This window comes from Enterovibrio qingdaonensis, assembly GCF_028683135.1.
GTDB lineage: Bacteria > Pseudomonadota > Gammaproteobacteria > Enterobacterales > Vibrionaceae > Enterovibrio > Enterovibrio qingdaonensis.
The window spans coordinates 196,592-210,815 of record NZ_JAJUBB010000008.1 but is presented as its reverse complement, the minus strand read 5'-3'; the positions used below and the strand labels follow the sequence as shown (position 1 = coordinate 210,815).

The following is a 14,224-nucleotide window of genomic DNA, read 5'->3' as shown; positions in this document are numbered from 1 at the left end:
CACTTACTTTCAGGGTCGTGATCTTGTCCACGTTTTTAGCCTTTAATAGGGGACGAAGTCCATATCAAAATCAAGAAATCGTGCGTGAAAAAGGATAAACTCAATGACTCAAACAGAGAGCTTGTAGCCTGACTGCTGAAACTTTATGCTATCCAACGGACAGGTGCCGCAGGACGATGGGCTAAGGAAGACTCATCAGGCAACAAATGCAGAGGAAATGAGATATATGGTTCCAGGAAAACCTCAGACAGACCCAACACTAGAGTGGTTCCTTTCACACTGTCATATTCACAAGTACCCATCGAAAAGTACGCTGATCCATGCTGGCGAAAAAGCAGAGACTTTGTACTACATCGTTAAGGGTTCAGTGGCAGTGCTGATCAAGGATGAAGAAGGCAAAGAGATGATCCTTTCTTACCTCAACCAGGGCGACTTCATTGGCGAACTGGGCCTATTTGAGGAAGATCAGGAGCGTACCGCTTGGGTTCGCGCGAAATCTCCTTGTGAAGTGGCTGAAATCTCATTCAAGAAATTCCGCCAACTAATTCAAGTAAACCCTGATATTCTGATGCGTCTTTCTTCTCAGATGGCTCGCCGTCTACAAGTAACCAGCCAAAAAGTTGGTGACTTGGCGTTCCTAGACGTAACAGGTCGTATCGCGCAAACGCTACTGAATTTGGCGAAACAACCGGATGCGATGACTCACCCAGACGGTATGCAGATTAAGATCACTCGTCAGGAAATTGGTCAAATCGTTGGCTGTTCTCGTGAAACCGTAGGCCGCATCTTGAAGATGCTGGAAGAGCAGAACCTAATTTCTGCACACGGTAAAACCATCGTGGTATACGGCACTCGCTAATACAGCTCGATGTGACAATTAAAAAAGCCACCGCGTAAACGGTGGCTTTTTTGTTATTGCGTGATCTTTATCTCGCCAAAAAATCGGCCAATTCCAATATTCGGTGCTACCTTTCAATTCGAAGCATGTATGAATTTGCATGCATATTTAAAAGGTGACGTCATATGGATATGGAACACGGCCTCTTTAGCAGCTCAGCAAGTCTATCTACGCCTTCGACATGGTCTCGAACCAGTGTTGAACTCACAGGATTTAATGGACCTTCCCACTACCATTTGCAAAAACTGCTTGGGGAAGAAAAGCGTAAGTCTGACGCTGATGAATGGCCACAAAGCCTGATCAACGAACGCAGTTAACTCGCTTTATCCGTGCTTTCAAAGATTTTATCTGCTGAGGCCTCAACGAACCCTTGATACAGGCTCCCATCCGGTAACGGATAGCGTTTTGCAAATTCATAGAATCCACCAGGAATGGTTGCTTCCCCGTCGCTAAACTTCACACTTACCTTGTCAGCCATGGTTGACGACTGCTCTAGCATGACCTCAGGATTCCCTTTCACCTCTCCACCAGATTCATTAATTGCGAATCCAGCTTGTCGCAAAACCTCGTTTACTTCTGAGACATCAGTAACCGTACTTAGCTGGTTTACACTCACGGTAAAATGATTTGCACCAAACCCATGTGCAGCCAACCACCCCGCGTATTCGCTTTCTGCTGCTAAGGTACGATACGTGTCACCATCAAGCTCCCATGGTCGGCCGCTGTATAGAAACGCCGAGCCTTGCATCGACGCATCGTCCACCTGATCGACCAGCTTTCGGACGGCCATTTGCAGTGCTGTCGAACATTGCCCGACCATCAATTCGCTAATGAAAACTTTCGGCGCATTGGGATCTGGATGCTCATAGTGATGTGCGTTGAGCTTCTTTGCTTCGAAGTGATACTGCCCCTTCGGCTCGTAACCAATGGCAATAAATGGTGCTGCCAACCTATCAAGCCCCACCTTGGGTAATGCAAATGTTCTTAGCGCAATATGATCATTGATCAGCGGAGACCCTTCTTCCAATAGCGCGTGCACTTTCGCCGCTGACGGGCAAAGTCGTACAGTGTAATCCTGCCATAGTGCATCAAATAGTGCGTGTACTCGTTCCATTACATCCTCCCATATCGTCGTGCTTACAAGGATAGACCAGGGCTAATCTGCGCTGGCAAGGTGACATCACTCCCTTCCATTGATGCCATAGGATATGCGCAGTAATCTGCTGCGTAGTATGCACTTGGGCGTAAGTTGCCTGACGCTCCCGGCCCGCCGAAGGGCGCATCACCGCTTGCACCTGTCAGCTGTCGATTTCGATTCACAATGCCCGCGCGGATATGATCAAGGAAATATGCCCATTCTTTGTCGTCGGTCGACACGAGACCCGCTGAAAGCCCGTAGCGTGTGTCGTTTGCAAGCTCTACGGCTTGCTTGAGTGAGTCGTAGCGACATACTTGTAGCAACGGTCCAAAGTATTCTTCGTCAGGAAGCGCCGTAATCGAAGTGACTTCAATGATGCCAGGTGAAACCACCGCATCGTGCAGCAGTTCCGCTTTTAACAGCGTTTTACCACCCAATGACTCAAGGTTAGCCTGTGCAGCGATAATCCCTTCAGCGGCTCGTACAGAGATTTGTGCGCCCATAAACGGAGCGGGATCATCAAACTGTCCACCGACGCGAATGCTCTGTGTCATCTCAACCAATCGCGTTAACAGCGCATCTCCACGTTCTCCCTTTGGGATATACAAGCGTCGGGCGCAAGTACAACGTTGACCCGCACTGATAAAGGCAGATTGGATAATGGTATAGGCCGTGGCATCCAGCTCTCCGTATTGCTCGGAAATGACCATGGGGTTATTGCCGCCCATCTCCAGTGCTAACATCTTCCCTGGCTGTCCGGCAAATTGGCGATGCAGAATATGCCCAGTGTTTGCACTGCCAGTAAAAAGCAAACCATCAATCCCTTTAGATTGCGCCAACGCCTCTCCAGTTTCTCGACCGCCTTGAACGAGATTAATCACACCCGCAGGTAAACCAGCTTCAATCCAAAGCTTCAAGCTTTCTTCCGCCGTTTTCGGCGTTAAGTCTGAGGGTTTGAACACCACGGTGTTTCCGGCCAACAGTGCGGGAACAATGTGACCATTTGGCAAGTGCCCCGGGAAGTTGTAGGGACCGAATACAGCCATAACCCCTAGGGGACGGTGACGAAGCACGGCTTGGGTACCTGCGACATCTTTGCTTCGTTCGCCAGTACGCTCCTCATAAGCACGCAGAGAAAGACCGATTTTCCCTACCATGGCAGCGGCCTCTGTGCGCGTTTCCCAAAGCGGTTTTCCGGTTTCTTCCGCTATTACGGTCGCAATTTTCTCGCTGTTTTCCTTCACTTTTTCAGCGAAACGTTCGACTAGCGCCTTGCGTTCTTCAAACGTGGTGTGCTTCCAGTGGAAGAACGCTTCTCTCGCGCCCGCAACTGCGCTTTCGACCTGCGCAGGGGTTGCAGCCTTACCTTGCCAAATCACTTGGCTGTTGAACGGGTTGAGTGAATCAAACGCGCCACCGTCGCCTTCCAAAGGAAGGTTATTAATCCATTGCGTCATCTTCCTACCTCTTAAAGGGAAACTAATCGGACTGTGTCGCCGTTCGCTACATTCAGTGCGTCTGCAACTTCCTGACTGATCAACGCCTTGTTGCGCTCTTCATCTACGCCAATCTTTGCAGCCGTTGCGCGAAAGTTTTGGAAGTCGCTATTGCAAATCAGATAGTCCTGCGCGCTGGTGTGCTCCACGATTTTCACGCGTGCAGTGAATGAGCGACGGATTGAATCTATGTTCTGACGAAGACACTCAACGGTAGGGCCCGCATCGAAAATATCGACATAGCCCCGACATGAGAAACCCTCTTTCTCGAGCATGCGCAGTGCAGGACGCGTTTTTTCATGTACCTGCCCGATTACCGCTTTTGCTTCGTCACTCAGCAGACTCACATAGATTGGCAGCTTCGGCATCAGATCGGCGATGAAGCCCTTTTGCCCCGTGCCGGTCAAGTAGTCTGCGAGTGTGAAATCAATAGAAAAGAAGTGTTCTTTCAGCCACGCCCAGAACGGAGAATTCCCGTCGTCATCAGACACACCGCGCATTTCGGCAAAAATCACATCATCGAATTTCTCAGGAAACTGCGCCAGCATCAAGAAGCGGCATTTTGACAACAACTTGCCGTTTAGCCCCCCGCGAAACTCAGGACGAAGGAACAAGGTGCAAATTTCAGTTGCCCCTGTGTAGTTGTTACCAAACGTCAGCACTTCAACCACGTTGTGTACGTTAAGGCGGCGCGAATGGTGGACCACTTTGCTGATGTGGTAGCTGTAGAAGGGATTATCGAGCCCAATAGCGGCCTCAATGCCTGTTGTCCCCGCAATCTCACCGGTTTCCGTGTCTTCGGCTACCATCAGGTAGCCTTCGGTTCCAGGGGATTGCGCGTCACGGTCAAAGCTCACCAATGAATGGTCAATGCGGCCACGAATTAGTGTTTCGTCGACCGGCAGCGATGTAAAACCGTGCCCTGATTCTTCAGCACATAGCATCAATGCATCGAAATCAGTTTCCTTGATTGGGCGAATTACCAGCATCTTACTCCCTCCTGATGCGTTGCTTCACGGGTGGTTTATTAAATTAGGCCACCAGCTTGGACAGTGCGCGATCTAAACGCGCCAGCCCTTCTTGTACTTCATCTTTGGTAATGACCAGCGATGGGGTCATTCTGACCACGTTGGCTCCGGCTACTAGAACGAGCAACCCTTCTTCACCCGCTGCCACCAGCACATCACGAGCACGACCTTTCCATGCATCGTTAAGCTCGGCACCGATCAACAAACCCTGACCACGAATATCCGCGAACAGATTGTATTTTGCATTCAGTGCGTCCAGCCCTTCACGGAACCAGCCTTCTCGCTCTTTGACACCCGCAAGCACGTCTGGCTTGCTGATTTCTCCCACCACAGCTTCTGCCACTGCACACGCCAGTGGATTACCGCCATAGGTGGAACCATGCGTCCCTACTTTCATGTGCGCTGCCAGCTTTTCCGTCGTCAGCATGGCACCAATAGGGAAGCCGCCGCCTAGTGATTTCGCGGTGCTCAGAATATCTGGAGTGACGCTGGTTTGTTGATAGGCGTAGAAAGTGCCAGTACGGCCATTGCCCGTTTGCACTTCATCAAAAATCAAAAGGGCATTGTGTTTATCACACAACTCTCTGACCCCTTGTAGGAATGAGGCGTCCGGCGATACCACGCCACCTTCACCTTGCAGTGGTTCCATCATGATCGCGCACGTTTTGTCAGACATAGCGGCTGCCAGAGCATCGAGGTCGTTATAAGGCAGGTGTGTAACGTCACCCGGTTTAGGCCCGAAGCCATCCGAGTAGGCCGCTTGACCACCAACGGTAACCGTAAAGAAGGTTCTGCCGTGGAAGCCTTGAGTAAAAGCAATGATCTCGCTCTTTTCTGGACCATGCGTATCAACCGCCCAGCGACGAGCCAGCTTTAACGCCGCTTCGTTAGCTTCTGCACCTGAGTTCGCGAAAAATACTCGCTCGGCAAAGCTCACTTCGGTCAGTTTTTTTGCTAAACGCAGAGCCGGAGCATTGGTCATCACATTGCTGAGATGCCAGAGTTTATCCGCCTGCTCTTTCAGTGCATTGACCATCACTGGATGGCAATGACCGAGACAACTCACGGCTATCCCACCTGCGAAATCAATATATTCTTGGCCGTTTTGATCCCAGATGCGAGACCCTTTTCCCTTTTCAGGAATCATCTCCATCGGTGCATAGCAAGGCACCATCACTTCATCAAACAGCTTACGTTCTACTTTAAAATTAGCCGTCATCGCTCATATCCTTCTGTCGATTCTGCTATAAGCATAGTATTTACAATTTCTTAACCACATCAATAGCAGATAATTTTATAACCCTAAACTGTAAACGTTGGGAAATTCACCCTGATGCCATAGTTATGCGCAATTTGGCCCAAGTAAGTAATACAGCAACAGGTAATAGTGTCTTTCCTATTGGGAAATAAAGGAAGTCTGTCAGATCAGAAGTGAATAAGGTTTCACTGTTCCCCCGCAGAAAACGGTGAAACTAAAATGTAAAATTAGTGATACAGATCGCCCACCAAAGGTGATTCATGGTGGGAGAATGGCGACCGAAACGAGGGGTTACAAAGAAAGGAAGTTGGCGAGTAGTTGGTGACCCTGTTCGGTCAAAATACTTTCCGGATGAAACTGCACGCCTTCAAGTGGCAATGTTCGGTGACGAATCCCCATTATCTCATCAAACTCTCCGTCCTTTTCTGTCCAAGCAGTGACTTCAAAACAGGAAGGCAGAGAAGACGCTTCCACCACTAATGAGTGATAGCGAGTAACTGTCAGCGGGTTGTTTAATCCGTTAAAAACACCCGTGTCAGTATGCGTAACCGGACTTGTCTTACCGTGCATGACCTGCTGCGCACGCACAACATTCGCACCAAAAACCTGAGCCATGGCTTGGTGCCCCAAGCAAACACCTAAAATGGGCAACTTGCCTGCAAAGTGCTGAATGGCTTCAAGGGAAATACCCGCATCATCCGGTGTACACGGCCCCGGAGAAATGACCAGATGGCTTGGGGCCATCATTTCAATATCAGCCAGCGAGATCGCATCATTACGATGAACTTCTACCGTTACCCCTAACTGGCAGAAATACTGGTACAGGTTGTAAGTAAAAGAGTCGTAGTTATCAATAATTAACAGCACAAATGGATCCCATCACGTCCTGCTCGCATTACATCAGCGAGGCTGGGCGCAAATGCTATCACAGCCCAAACTTGGCTGCACGACCCCTAACAGTCAGAATGCATTTATTGGCAATATGGGTGTCGGCCATGGCTCTGATAACCAGGTTGCATAAAGAGCGCACAACTCTTCACTGTTCTCATCCAACAAATAAATAAGTCGCGGGTCAATGAGGGTACCTGCATCCGTTGCTATGGTCTGAATCGCTTTTTGCACGCGGGTTTCACAACTGCCCGCCAAGTGCTCGATCTCACTGTCTAGTCGCTCACAAACGGTGACAACTCGACATTCTTCCGGGATCTTATCCCCTTCAACTTCAGGAAAACCTGAACCATCCCAACGTGTGTTTTTGTATGTGAGCAAGGTTGCCGCTACACAAGCAAAACCCTTCGTGGCTTCGGATAAAAGCAACAGACTGCGACTTTCTGCCGTCGTGTTGTTTCCCTCGTCATTCCATAAGTCCCCTAAGAAGCAGAGTGGATAGGCCAAGCTAATATCCTCAGATTTGGCTTTTGTCAGGCCGTATTTGATCGATAGCCACTCACACAGCTTGGCAATGCGCGGAGCGGAAATCTCAACGTCATTGTTGTGGAGTGCTGCCACCGCAGCGATTTGATTCATGACCAATTGATAGTTTTCCCGCATGGTTGCAGCACGGGCCTCACCGAGCAAGTTTGCGACCCGACTTTTCACCAACTCTGGCGAAACGGGCTTAATCAGGAAATCAGCCGCTCCGGCTTTTAACCCTTCGACTTCACTTTGGTATTCATCTAGAGCCGACACAATCACAATAGGAATATGGCTGAGAGTTCGTTCCTGTTTCAGTTGGCGGCACACTTCATAACCGTTCATGCCAGGCATCATGATGTCGAGCAGTATTAAATCTGGCCGCTGTTGTATGGTCAGCTCAATGGCTCGCTCTCCACTTTTGGCAAACACCAAGGTGTATTGGTCCTGAAGGATGGTACGCATTACATGCAGGTTGCTCGGCTCGTCATCCACCACCAATACTTTATACGCCATAGCCTGTTACTCCTGTATTTTCAGATGATGGAAATTGTGCAATGACCGCCGAGAAAAGTTGGTACGCATCATCCAATTCAAAATTCTCAATAGACTCAACGAACTTCGCCAATAACGCGGGAGGCACTAACCCTGTCATGGAGGGAATCAGTTCCTTGTACAAGCCTTCATCGAGCTGACCTTCTGACAGTTTCGATGCAAATATCTCTGCAGACCGAGCAAACTGCTCCGCACTCAAGGTTTGACTATGTGTGGCATTTTCAAGGTCATCAATACGTACCCCAAGGTAGGCCAACACTCGCTCAATGGTTGCTGTTAGGTTGGCACCCAAATCTTTTAAGCGATTTTCTGCTGTCAAACTGTCGCCCGTTTTCAAGCTTTGGCTAATTCTTTGTATGTCCATTTCCAGCCTGACAAAACCAAGGTAGTGAGCCGCCTCACCCGCTTTGCCCAAATGCTCAATCGCGGCGTCGGGCGAGTCAGAAAGCATCGTTAATGCGTCGCTATGTAATTGGTGATAACTGACAAAAAAGTCACGCACGACGCTCAACAATATTTCTGAAGTAGGCCAACGCTTGTGCGCGGCATGCTCATCAAAGTACTCCAGCTCAGCTTCTCCTTTTGCCGAGCTAAACGGCATCACGTTGCTGGTTTCTTCATCAACGCCCAAACACTGCTTGAGAACGGCGAAGATTTGCGCATTCTCAAAAGGCTTGGTAATCACACCATCAAAGCCCCTATCAAGCCACTCACTGTTTGTTGTCGGATCAACGGATAGCGTCAACGCGATCACTTTGGGCGGCTCTTTTGCCCACTGCTTCGCCCACTCTTTCAGTGTTTTTGGATCGGGAAATTCTTCATTGAGATAGGCATCGAGCATTACCACATCGACCGGTTGCGTTTTGATGACGTCTTCCGCCGATACCATGTCGGTAAAAGTAAGGACTTTCACACCCTGCCTGAGGGAGATATCTCTAAGTTCTTGCTGGTTGCGCTGAACATCATCAATCACCAACACTTCTATCGGTGGCAATGCATAGTGCTGAATAGGTGCAGTCGGGGATGATGACATCCCCTGTGCGGGTATGAGCGGAAGGTCGGCATACACCAGTGAGTTATTCGCGGTCTCTCCATCAAACCATAGATTGCCACGCATCAAATCCACCAGTTGGGTGATCAACGTCGCCGACAATGTCTGCCCAGTATTTTCCATCTCATTTTGGGCGCGTTTTTGTGTACAAGATGGATAGGTAGCTACCACAAAGCGAATCATGTCATTAACGGGTAAAACGTGCAGCGCAACATTGCCCTGCTCCGTTTTGGTCAGCGCACTTCGCATCATATTCTGGAGCAATTGTTTTACACGCCTAGCATCACCGACATAGTGTTCACCGAGAAGATCACTGTAATGCAAGGTGACATTGAGCTCTCTCGCCCTCACAGTCTCTCGGGCAATAAACTCAATTTGCCGGCACAATTGCGCCAAAGAAAAATCCGCCATATCCAGAGGCAACGACTGACTCTCTAGCTTCGACGTGTCAAGAATGTCATTGATAAGCTTCATCAAGCTTTCCCCTGACTCTCTGATAACTTCAAGGTGGTGACGATTTGCTGGATTCTGCTCTTGGTCAATCAAGACATTTGTCAAACCAAGGATGGAGTTCATCGGCGAACGAAACTCATAGCTCATATTGGCTAAAAACGATGCTTTCGACTGAGATGCTTTCTCCGCCAATCGCATTTTCTCCTCGAACTCTTCTTCTGCCTCTCGCTTATCAGTGACGTCGATGATCACGCCATCAATCCACGTGCTGCCATCGTCTGCTCGGTAGCTATGTCCTATTTCCCAAAAGCACTTCTCTTGTTCATCACGGGTCATAAACCGATATTCACAGTCATACTTTCCGTTTCGATGTGACGCTAGTTCTCGTGCTCTGCGATAATTCCCTGCATCGCTCGTGTTGATACGATCAACAAAATGTGACACGCCATTTTCACCTGTCAGCACTGAGGCGCTGTAGCCTGTAATCAATTTTGCTGCATCACTGATGTAAACAATATGCCTCGCGGCTCCCGTCATTTCACGAAATGCCATACAGGGTAAATTGGCCACTAATGATCGGTATTGTTTAGCGTTTTCACGCAATGCCCACGCCAAGTGGCGTTGATCAGAAATATCGGATATCACTGCAACAAACTCATGCTTTCCATGGTTTGCTTGATGCCCGATAGCTAGCCTCACTGGCAGTAATGAGCCGTCCTTTCGCTTTGCAGTCACTTCCCGAACCGTGCCGACAACGGAGGAATCGCGCTTTTGGATAAAATTGTGGATGTAGGAGTCATGCCGATGCTGGTGCTCATCAGTAACTAGGATTCGTACGTTACTGCCAATCACTTCAGTGGCGTACCAACCAAAAATACGCTCAGCAGATTGATTGAAGAAGGTAATCGTTCCATTTTGATCAATGGCGATAATGGCATCTGAAATGGTCTGAATCACACCTTCAAGATCTTGACCTTTGGTCTGCAAATAACGTTCGCGGATTCTTATGCGGTAGAAGGCATTACCTAGAGGGCAGATGACCGTAATTAGCAGCGAAATAAAGACCAATGCGATCAACATATCGCGCCCTAAAAATAACGTGGCGTCTAATCTGGCGGGCAAAGCTGAGAGATGTAAAACACTGCGTGAAAACACAGAGACTAACAAGACGGCAATAGTCAGCAAGGCACCCGCCGTCAATGACCGAGATACATTAATGTCCCAGCATTCATCAAGCTTAGGTGAATAGCGAATCCACAGACTTAGCATCACGATAAGACCTGCTATCACTGCCATCACAAGCCCATTGGTGACATCAAACTGAGACACCGCAATCCCATTAATGCACGCGTAGATCATCAGTGACTGCACGATGAGTGTCAGCGTAACAAGGCATGCTGCCGCAGCGGTCTTAAGCAACGAATTATCAGGGGATGCGACCATCTTCTGCGCAAAGTAAATGCCGATAAAAGCGGGGATTACACTCAAAATCAGAATGGCAGGAGAGAAACCCACGTCTCGAAATGCAGCATGGGCTAAGACATTGACGACAGGAAGCACGACAAAGCCAAAAGTCATTGCCAGTGTATTAATCGACAAAGGCAGGTATTGCCAATCCGTTTTCCTCCCGGCTTCTAAAGGACGATGTACAAAGGAGAGAGAGAGCACCACAAATGCCGCAATTACCGCCATTAAGAGTAACCAAGGATCATACTGCCCGCCGAGGACAGGCTGCTCGCTCGGTGGTGACAATATAAAAAGCGACAGAGATTCGATAACCGACATGCATCTTTCCCACTAAGAGACGAAAGAAACACTAGAGAGTGGGCCATTCCCGAGAGTGATAGCATCGCTCCTCTAATGAGACATATATAAAGCGTAGTAAATAATCTCTGGGCAACCCATTAAAACGGAACAAAAAAATAGGCTCCCGAGGGAGCCTATCATCTGTCATCAGACCGCTATTTTATCTTGCAGTGGAATCCTTTATAGACAGCAACGGTTTTCTCATCAATCTCTGCGCTGCCACATGGAATATCAAAGATGCCCCACAAGCGCACGCTTAAACTGACCGTATCTCCGTATTCCACGCCCAAATCCTGAAGGAACACACTTTGCTCAGTATATTTGCGGTTACTTTTCCAACGAAGCCAAGGCTTGTCGCTATCAATTTCACCATTCACCACAGGCTGAACCCAGAAGAAGCTCTTGTTCTTAAAGCGAAGTTTGAAGTGCTGAACTTGCTCTTCATAATGAAGGCTCACGATCACAGGATCATGATCAGACGACGAGTAGGGATTGGTAGACTTAACAAGATCGCCCGTAAAGCGTCCTGAGTACTGGAATAACGTGCTTTCCACCGAGTTGATGTGCCAATCCTCTACACCAACAACCTTTTCTACCACGCTAGTGTTGCCCACTGCATGATCAAGGCTGCCAAGTTCACCGTCAAAGGTATAAGAAAACGCCTCGTCGCCAAGCGCATAGCTCGCTAAGTTCACATAGCCAAAGCCATCACCGACTTCACGTGCCGTCTCATCCAGCGTAACACCGGCTATCGAAGTACCCGCTGCCGTGACAATTTTACGCACCGCGGTATCGGTGTCGTAATCCGTCATGACACGCATGGGGTCTTCTTTTCCATACGCATTGAAGTCACCTAGCGCGATGATGTCGCCATCAAGGTTTTCCAATGCCTTACCCAGTGTTTCTGCAGCAGAGACACGGAACTCATTGCATCGACCTTGGAGGTCAGCCGGATCGTCCTCAAACTCGCCTGCAACCCAGTCTTCGTAGCAACCCGAGCCCTTCGATTTGAAGTGACTGACAGCTACTGAGAGCTTTTGGTCACCCATAACCCAAAAGCTCTGAAGCAGGCTATCGCGCTGGAATTTATCCAACTGGCGGGTCTCGCCATCCGGATTTTCACCGGAGATGTGTTGCTCTGGCATACGCACAACAACCGCATCGCTCTCAAGCGTGACAACGGCTGGGCGGTAAATCAAAGCTACTTGAATCGCATCACTGCCAAGGTAGGCACCTTCGGTCAAATCACTATTGGCGGGTACCACATAGGCATAGTGTTGTGCTTCGTCTGGGAACTGGGCGTTAAGCTCTGTCACCAAATTTGCCAGCGCACCGTTTTCGCCAAAACCATTGTTCTCAATTTCCATTAAGCCAACGATATCGGCATCCATGGCAGTCAATGCATTAACGATTTTTGCCTGTTGCAACGTGAACTCTGCGGCGTCTTTTGTGCCTCGGTTACAACCACGAGATGCATCCGCGTCTGCTTGGTCATCACAGGTCACGTTGAGGTCACCGCCAATGGCGCTGGCACTGGTGAAGTAGTTCAGCACGTTAAAACTTGCGACCTTGATATTGGCTTCTGCAACGTTCTCAGGTGCTGCGGTTCGGTCGCCATCACGCACAAAATCACTGGCAACCAACTCATTGGTCACCACCAGACGATAATCGCTGAAGCTGTAACCCAACACGCCTTCTAGATTGGTCACGGTATCACCAATCCGGATGTAGCCCTGATCCGCATCCAAACCAGGGAAATAAGGAATGACACCGTTAGGGGCTTTTTGATCCGTTTCTATAAAGAGTTGGTTGGCATCGTTGGCGGCCGCCAATGACGCCGCTTCGTCTGAGCCTGCAATATAACGCTGTGTCGGTTTGAAATTTGGTGCGGCATGCGACAACACCATGTTATTGCGGAAGGCATCAAAATCAAAACCGAAGTTTCGGGTGACAACCAGCTCACTCTCCTGCGTCAAACGAACCTTCATGCCTTCATAGCGTTCAAGTGCCTGATCGAGCGTCTCGTTTTCACCGACCTCGATGTCTGTTACAGGTAGCAGATCAACGGTATCAATCACTTCCCATTTTTTATCTGACGCATCCAGTTCTGTCAGGTTAAAGAACTCTTTCACTGTCCCGGCGACACACACCTGCATACCGGGCGCAATGCCATCAGGCGCATTGCCAGTAAAGATAAACAAACCATCTGACGTGGCACCATCGCCATCACCGATAGCATCTTGGAGCCAAAAACCTTTGTAGAGGCTTGTGGTTACCGCAGTAACGATACCTTCTACGTAGTAAGTTCCCTCAGCCTCAAAGCTGCCATCAGGCACTAATGGGCTACGGTCACCACTTCCCTGAATGGCATATGTGGGGGTTAGGGTTTCGCCTTCACAACTGAAAGTGTTTCCTCCGCCACCGCCATCACACGCACCAATACCGCTGCATCCTAGGCCATCAAAGGTATCTGAAGCAAAAGACTGCCATTGTTCTGATGCATTGAACGCAGACGAGAGGTCCGTTCGAGCACCACTACCCTCTGTGCGGCGAAGCGTGACATTCGCTCCAAAAGAATCACTATTCCCTAACTGCCCTAGTCCATCGAGCACGTTGTCACTGGCATCGACCAGAGCCACCACATCGTTACCGTTAAAATTGACAGATCCAGAGGTTTGTTGGGCAACATCCAGAATGTCACTGGCAGCACTTGAGTTGGCAACCACATAGCTGTCACCCGCTGGCAATGTTCCCGAGAGGCTCACCGAGCCATTGAACGAGGTGTTGCCGTTGGAAGCAACTTTAATAAATAGCCCGTCTAACGAAGCGTCTGCTCCCCCCGTATTGGTCAGCTCTATCGCCTTATTGTTGGAGGAGCCTTCAACGTACTCCGTGATGAGAATATCCGCGCTTGCCGGAAACGCAGTACTTAACGCCAGAGCCAGAGGGCTCCATGTTGAGATCTTCATTAGCTGTCCTTTTTTGCGTGTGAAGTCATAAACACAGCAAATGGTTTATCAGCCATAGATGTCATTTAAGTGATGAATCTCTCAAGTCTTTGTATCAAGACATGGAGTGTCTAAGGAATTTGAGGAGGGGCTTACGCTTTCAACACGTTAAGGGAACAT

General features: G+C 49.1%; 10 protein-coding genes. 2 read left to right on the top strand and 8 right to left on the bottom strand.

What is annotated here, in order from left to right; translation table 11 throughout:
* Nucleotides 1–226 precede the first annotated feature (226 nt).
* Both crp and LRP49_RS13245 read left to right on the top strand, forming a co-directional pair.
* Nucleotides 227–859 carry a cAMP-activated global transcriptional regulator CRP gene (gene crp / locus LRP49_RS13250; protein ID WP_002535199.1) on the top strand — a complete coding sequence of 211 codons (633 nt, stop codon included), beginning with the start codon at nucleotides 227–229 and terminating at the stop codon, nucleotides 857–859.
* 164 nt (nucleotides 860–1,023) lie between these two features.
* Nucleotides 1,024–1,215, top strand: a complete 192-nt coding sequence (locus LRP49_RS13245; protein WP_274142781.1) for a hypothetical protein — start codon at nucleotides 1,024–1,026, stop codon at nucleotides 1,213–1,215.
* On the opposite strand, the gene LRP49_RS13240 is transcribed toward LRP49_RS13245, so the two are convergent.
* The 8 genes from LRP49_RS13240 to LRP49_RS13205 form a co-directional block, all read right to left on the bottom strand.
* On the bottom strand, nucleotides 1,212–2,012 hold the full coding sequence (locus LRP49_RS13240; protein ID WP_274142780.1) for a DUF1338 domain-containing protein: 801 nt from the start codon (nucleotides 2,010–2,012) through the stop codon (nucleotides 1,212–1,214). The genes LRP49_RS13245 and LRP49_RS13240 overlap by 4 nt on opposite strands.
* A gap of 23 nt (nucleotides 2,013–2,035) precedes the next feature.
* Nucleotides 2,036–3,493, bottom strand: coding sequence for a succinylglutamate-semialdehyde dehydrogenase (astD, locus tag LRP49_RS13235; protein ID WP_274142779.1), 1,458 nt, complete (start codon nucleotides 3,491–3,493; stop codon nucleotides 2,036–2,038).
* Between the two features lie 11 nt (nucleotides 3,494–3,504).
* Complete coding sequence (astA, locus tag LRP49_RS13230; protein WP_274142778.1) at nucleotides 3,505–4,521, bottom strand: arginine N-succinyltransferase; 1,017 nt, start codon at nucleotides 4,519–4,521, stop codon at nucleotides 3,505–3,507.
* A 43-nt stretch (nucleotides 4,522–4,564) separates the two neighbouring features.
* The gene (locus LRP49_RS13225; protein ID WP_274142777.1) at nucleotides 4,565–5,779 is read right to left on the bottom strand and encodes an aspartate aminotransferase family protein; all 1,215 of its coding nucleotides are present in this window, start codon (nucleotides 5,777–5,779) and stop codon (nucleotides 4,565–4,567) included.
* Nucleotides 5,780–6,109: 330 nt separating this feature from the next.
* Nucleotides 6,110–6,685 carry an aminodeoxychorismate synthase component II gene (locus LRP49_RS13220; RefSeq protein WP_274142776.1) on the bottom strand — a complete coding sequence of 192 codons (576 nt, stop codon included), beginning with the start codon at nucleotides 6,683–6,685 and terminating at the stop codon, nucleotides 6,110–6,112.
* 93 nt (nucleotides 6,686–6,778) lie between these two features.
* The gene (locus LRP49_RS13215) at nucleotides 6,779–7,747 is read right to left on the bottom strand and encodes a response regulator (RefSeq protein WP_274142775.1); all 969 of its coding nucleotides are present in this window, start codon (nucleotides 7,745–7,747) and stop codon (nucleotides 6,779–6,781) included.
* Nucleotides 7,737–11,075 (bottom strand): PAS domain S-box protein, encoded by a 3,339-nt coding sequence (locus tag LRP49_RS13210; RefSeq protein ID WP_274142774.1) that lies wholly within the window; start codon nucleotides 11,073–11,075, stop codon nucleotides 7,737–7,739. The genes LRP49_RS13215 and LRP49_RS13210 overlap by 11 nt, the downstream gene beginning before the upstream one ends.
* A 176-nt stretch (nucleotides 11,076–11,251) precedes the next feature.
* Entirely contained in the window at nucleotides 11,252–14,065 is a 2,814-nt protein-coding gene (locus LRP49_RS13205; RefSeq protein WP_274142773.1) for an ExeM/NucH family extracellular endonuclease, read from the bottom strand.
* Nucleotides 14,066–14,224: the final 159 nt, after the last annotated feature.

Coding starts and splice junctions, on each gene's coding strand:
- crp (WP_002535199.1), top strand. CDS start 227: ATGGTTCCAGGAAAACCTCAGACAGACCCAACACTAGAGTGGTTCCTT.
- LRP49_RS13245 (WP_274142781.1), top strand. CDS start 1,024: ATGGATATGGAACACGGCCTCTTTAGCAGCTCAGCAAGTCTATCTACG.
- LRP49_RS13240 (WP_274142780.1), bottom strand. CDS start 2,012: ATGGAACGAGTACACGCACTATTTGATGCACTATGGCAGGATTACACT.
- astD (WP_274142779.1), bottom strand. CDS start 3,493: ATGACGCAATGGATTAATAACCTTCCTTTGGAAGGCGACGGTGGCGCG.
- astA (WP_274142778.1), bottom strand. CDS start 4,521: ATGCTGGTAATTCGCCCAATCAAGGAAACTGATTTCGATGCATTGATG.
- LRP49_RS13225 (WP_274142777.1), bottom strand. CDS start 5,779: ATGACGGCTAATTTTAAAGTAGAACGTAAGCTGTTTGATGAAGTGATG.
- LRP49_RS13215 (WP_274142775.1), bottom strand. CDS start 7,747: ATGGCGTATAAAGTATTGGTGGTGGATGACGAGCCGAGCAACCTGCAT.
- LRP49_RS13210 (WP_274142774.1), bottom strand. CDS start 11,075: ATGTCGGTTATCGAATCTCTGTCGCTTTTTATATTGTCACCACCGAGC.
- LRP49_RS13205 (WP_274142773.1), bottom strand. CDS start 14,065: ATGAAGATCTCAACATGGAGCCCTCTGGCTCTGGCGTTAAGTACTGCG.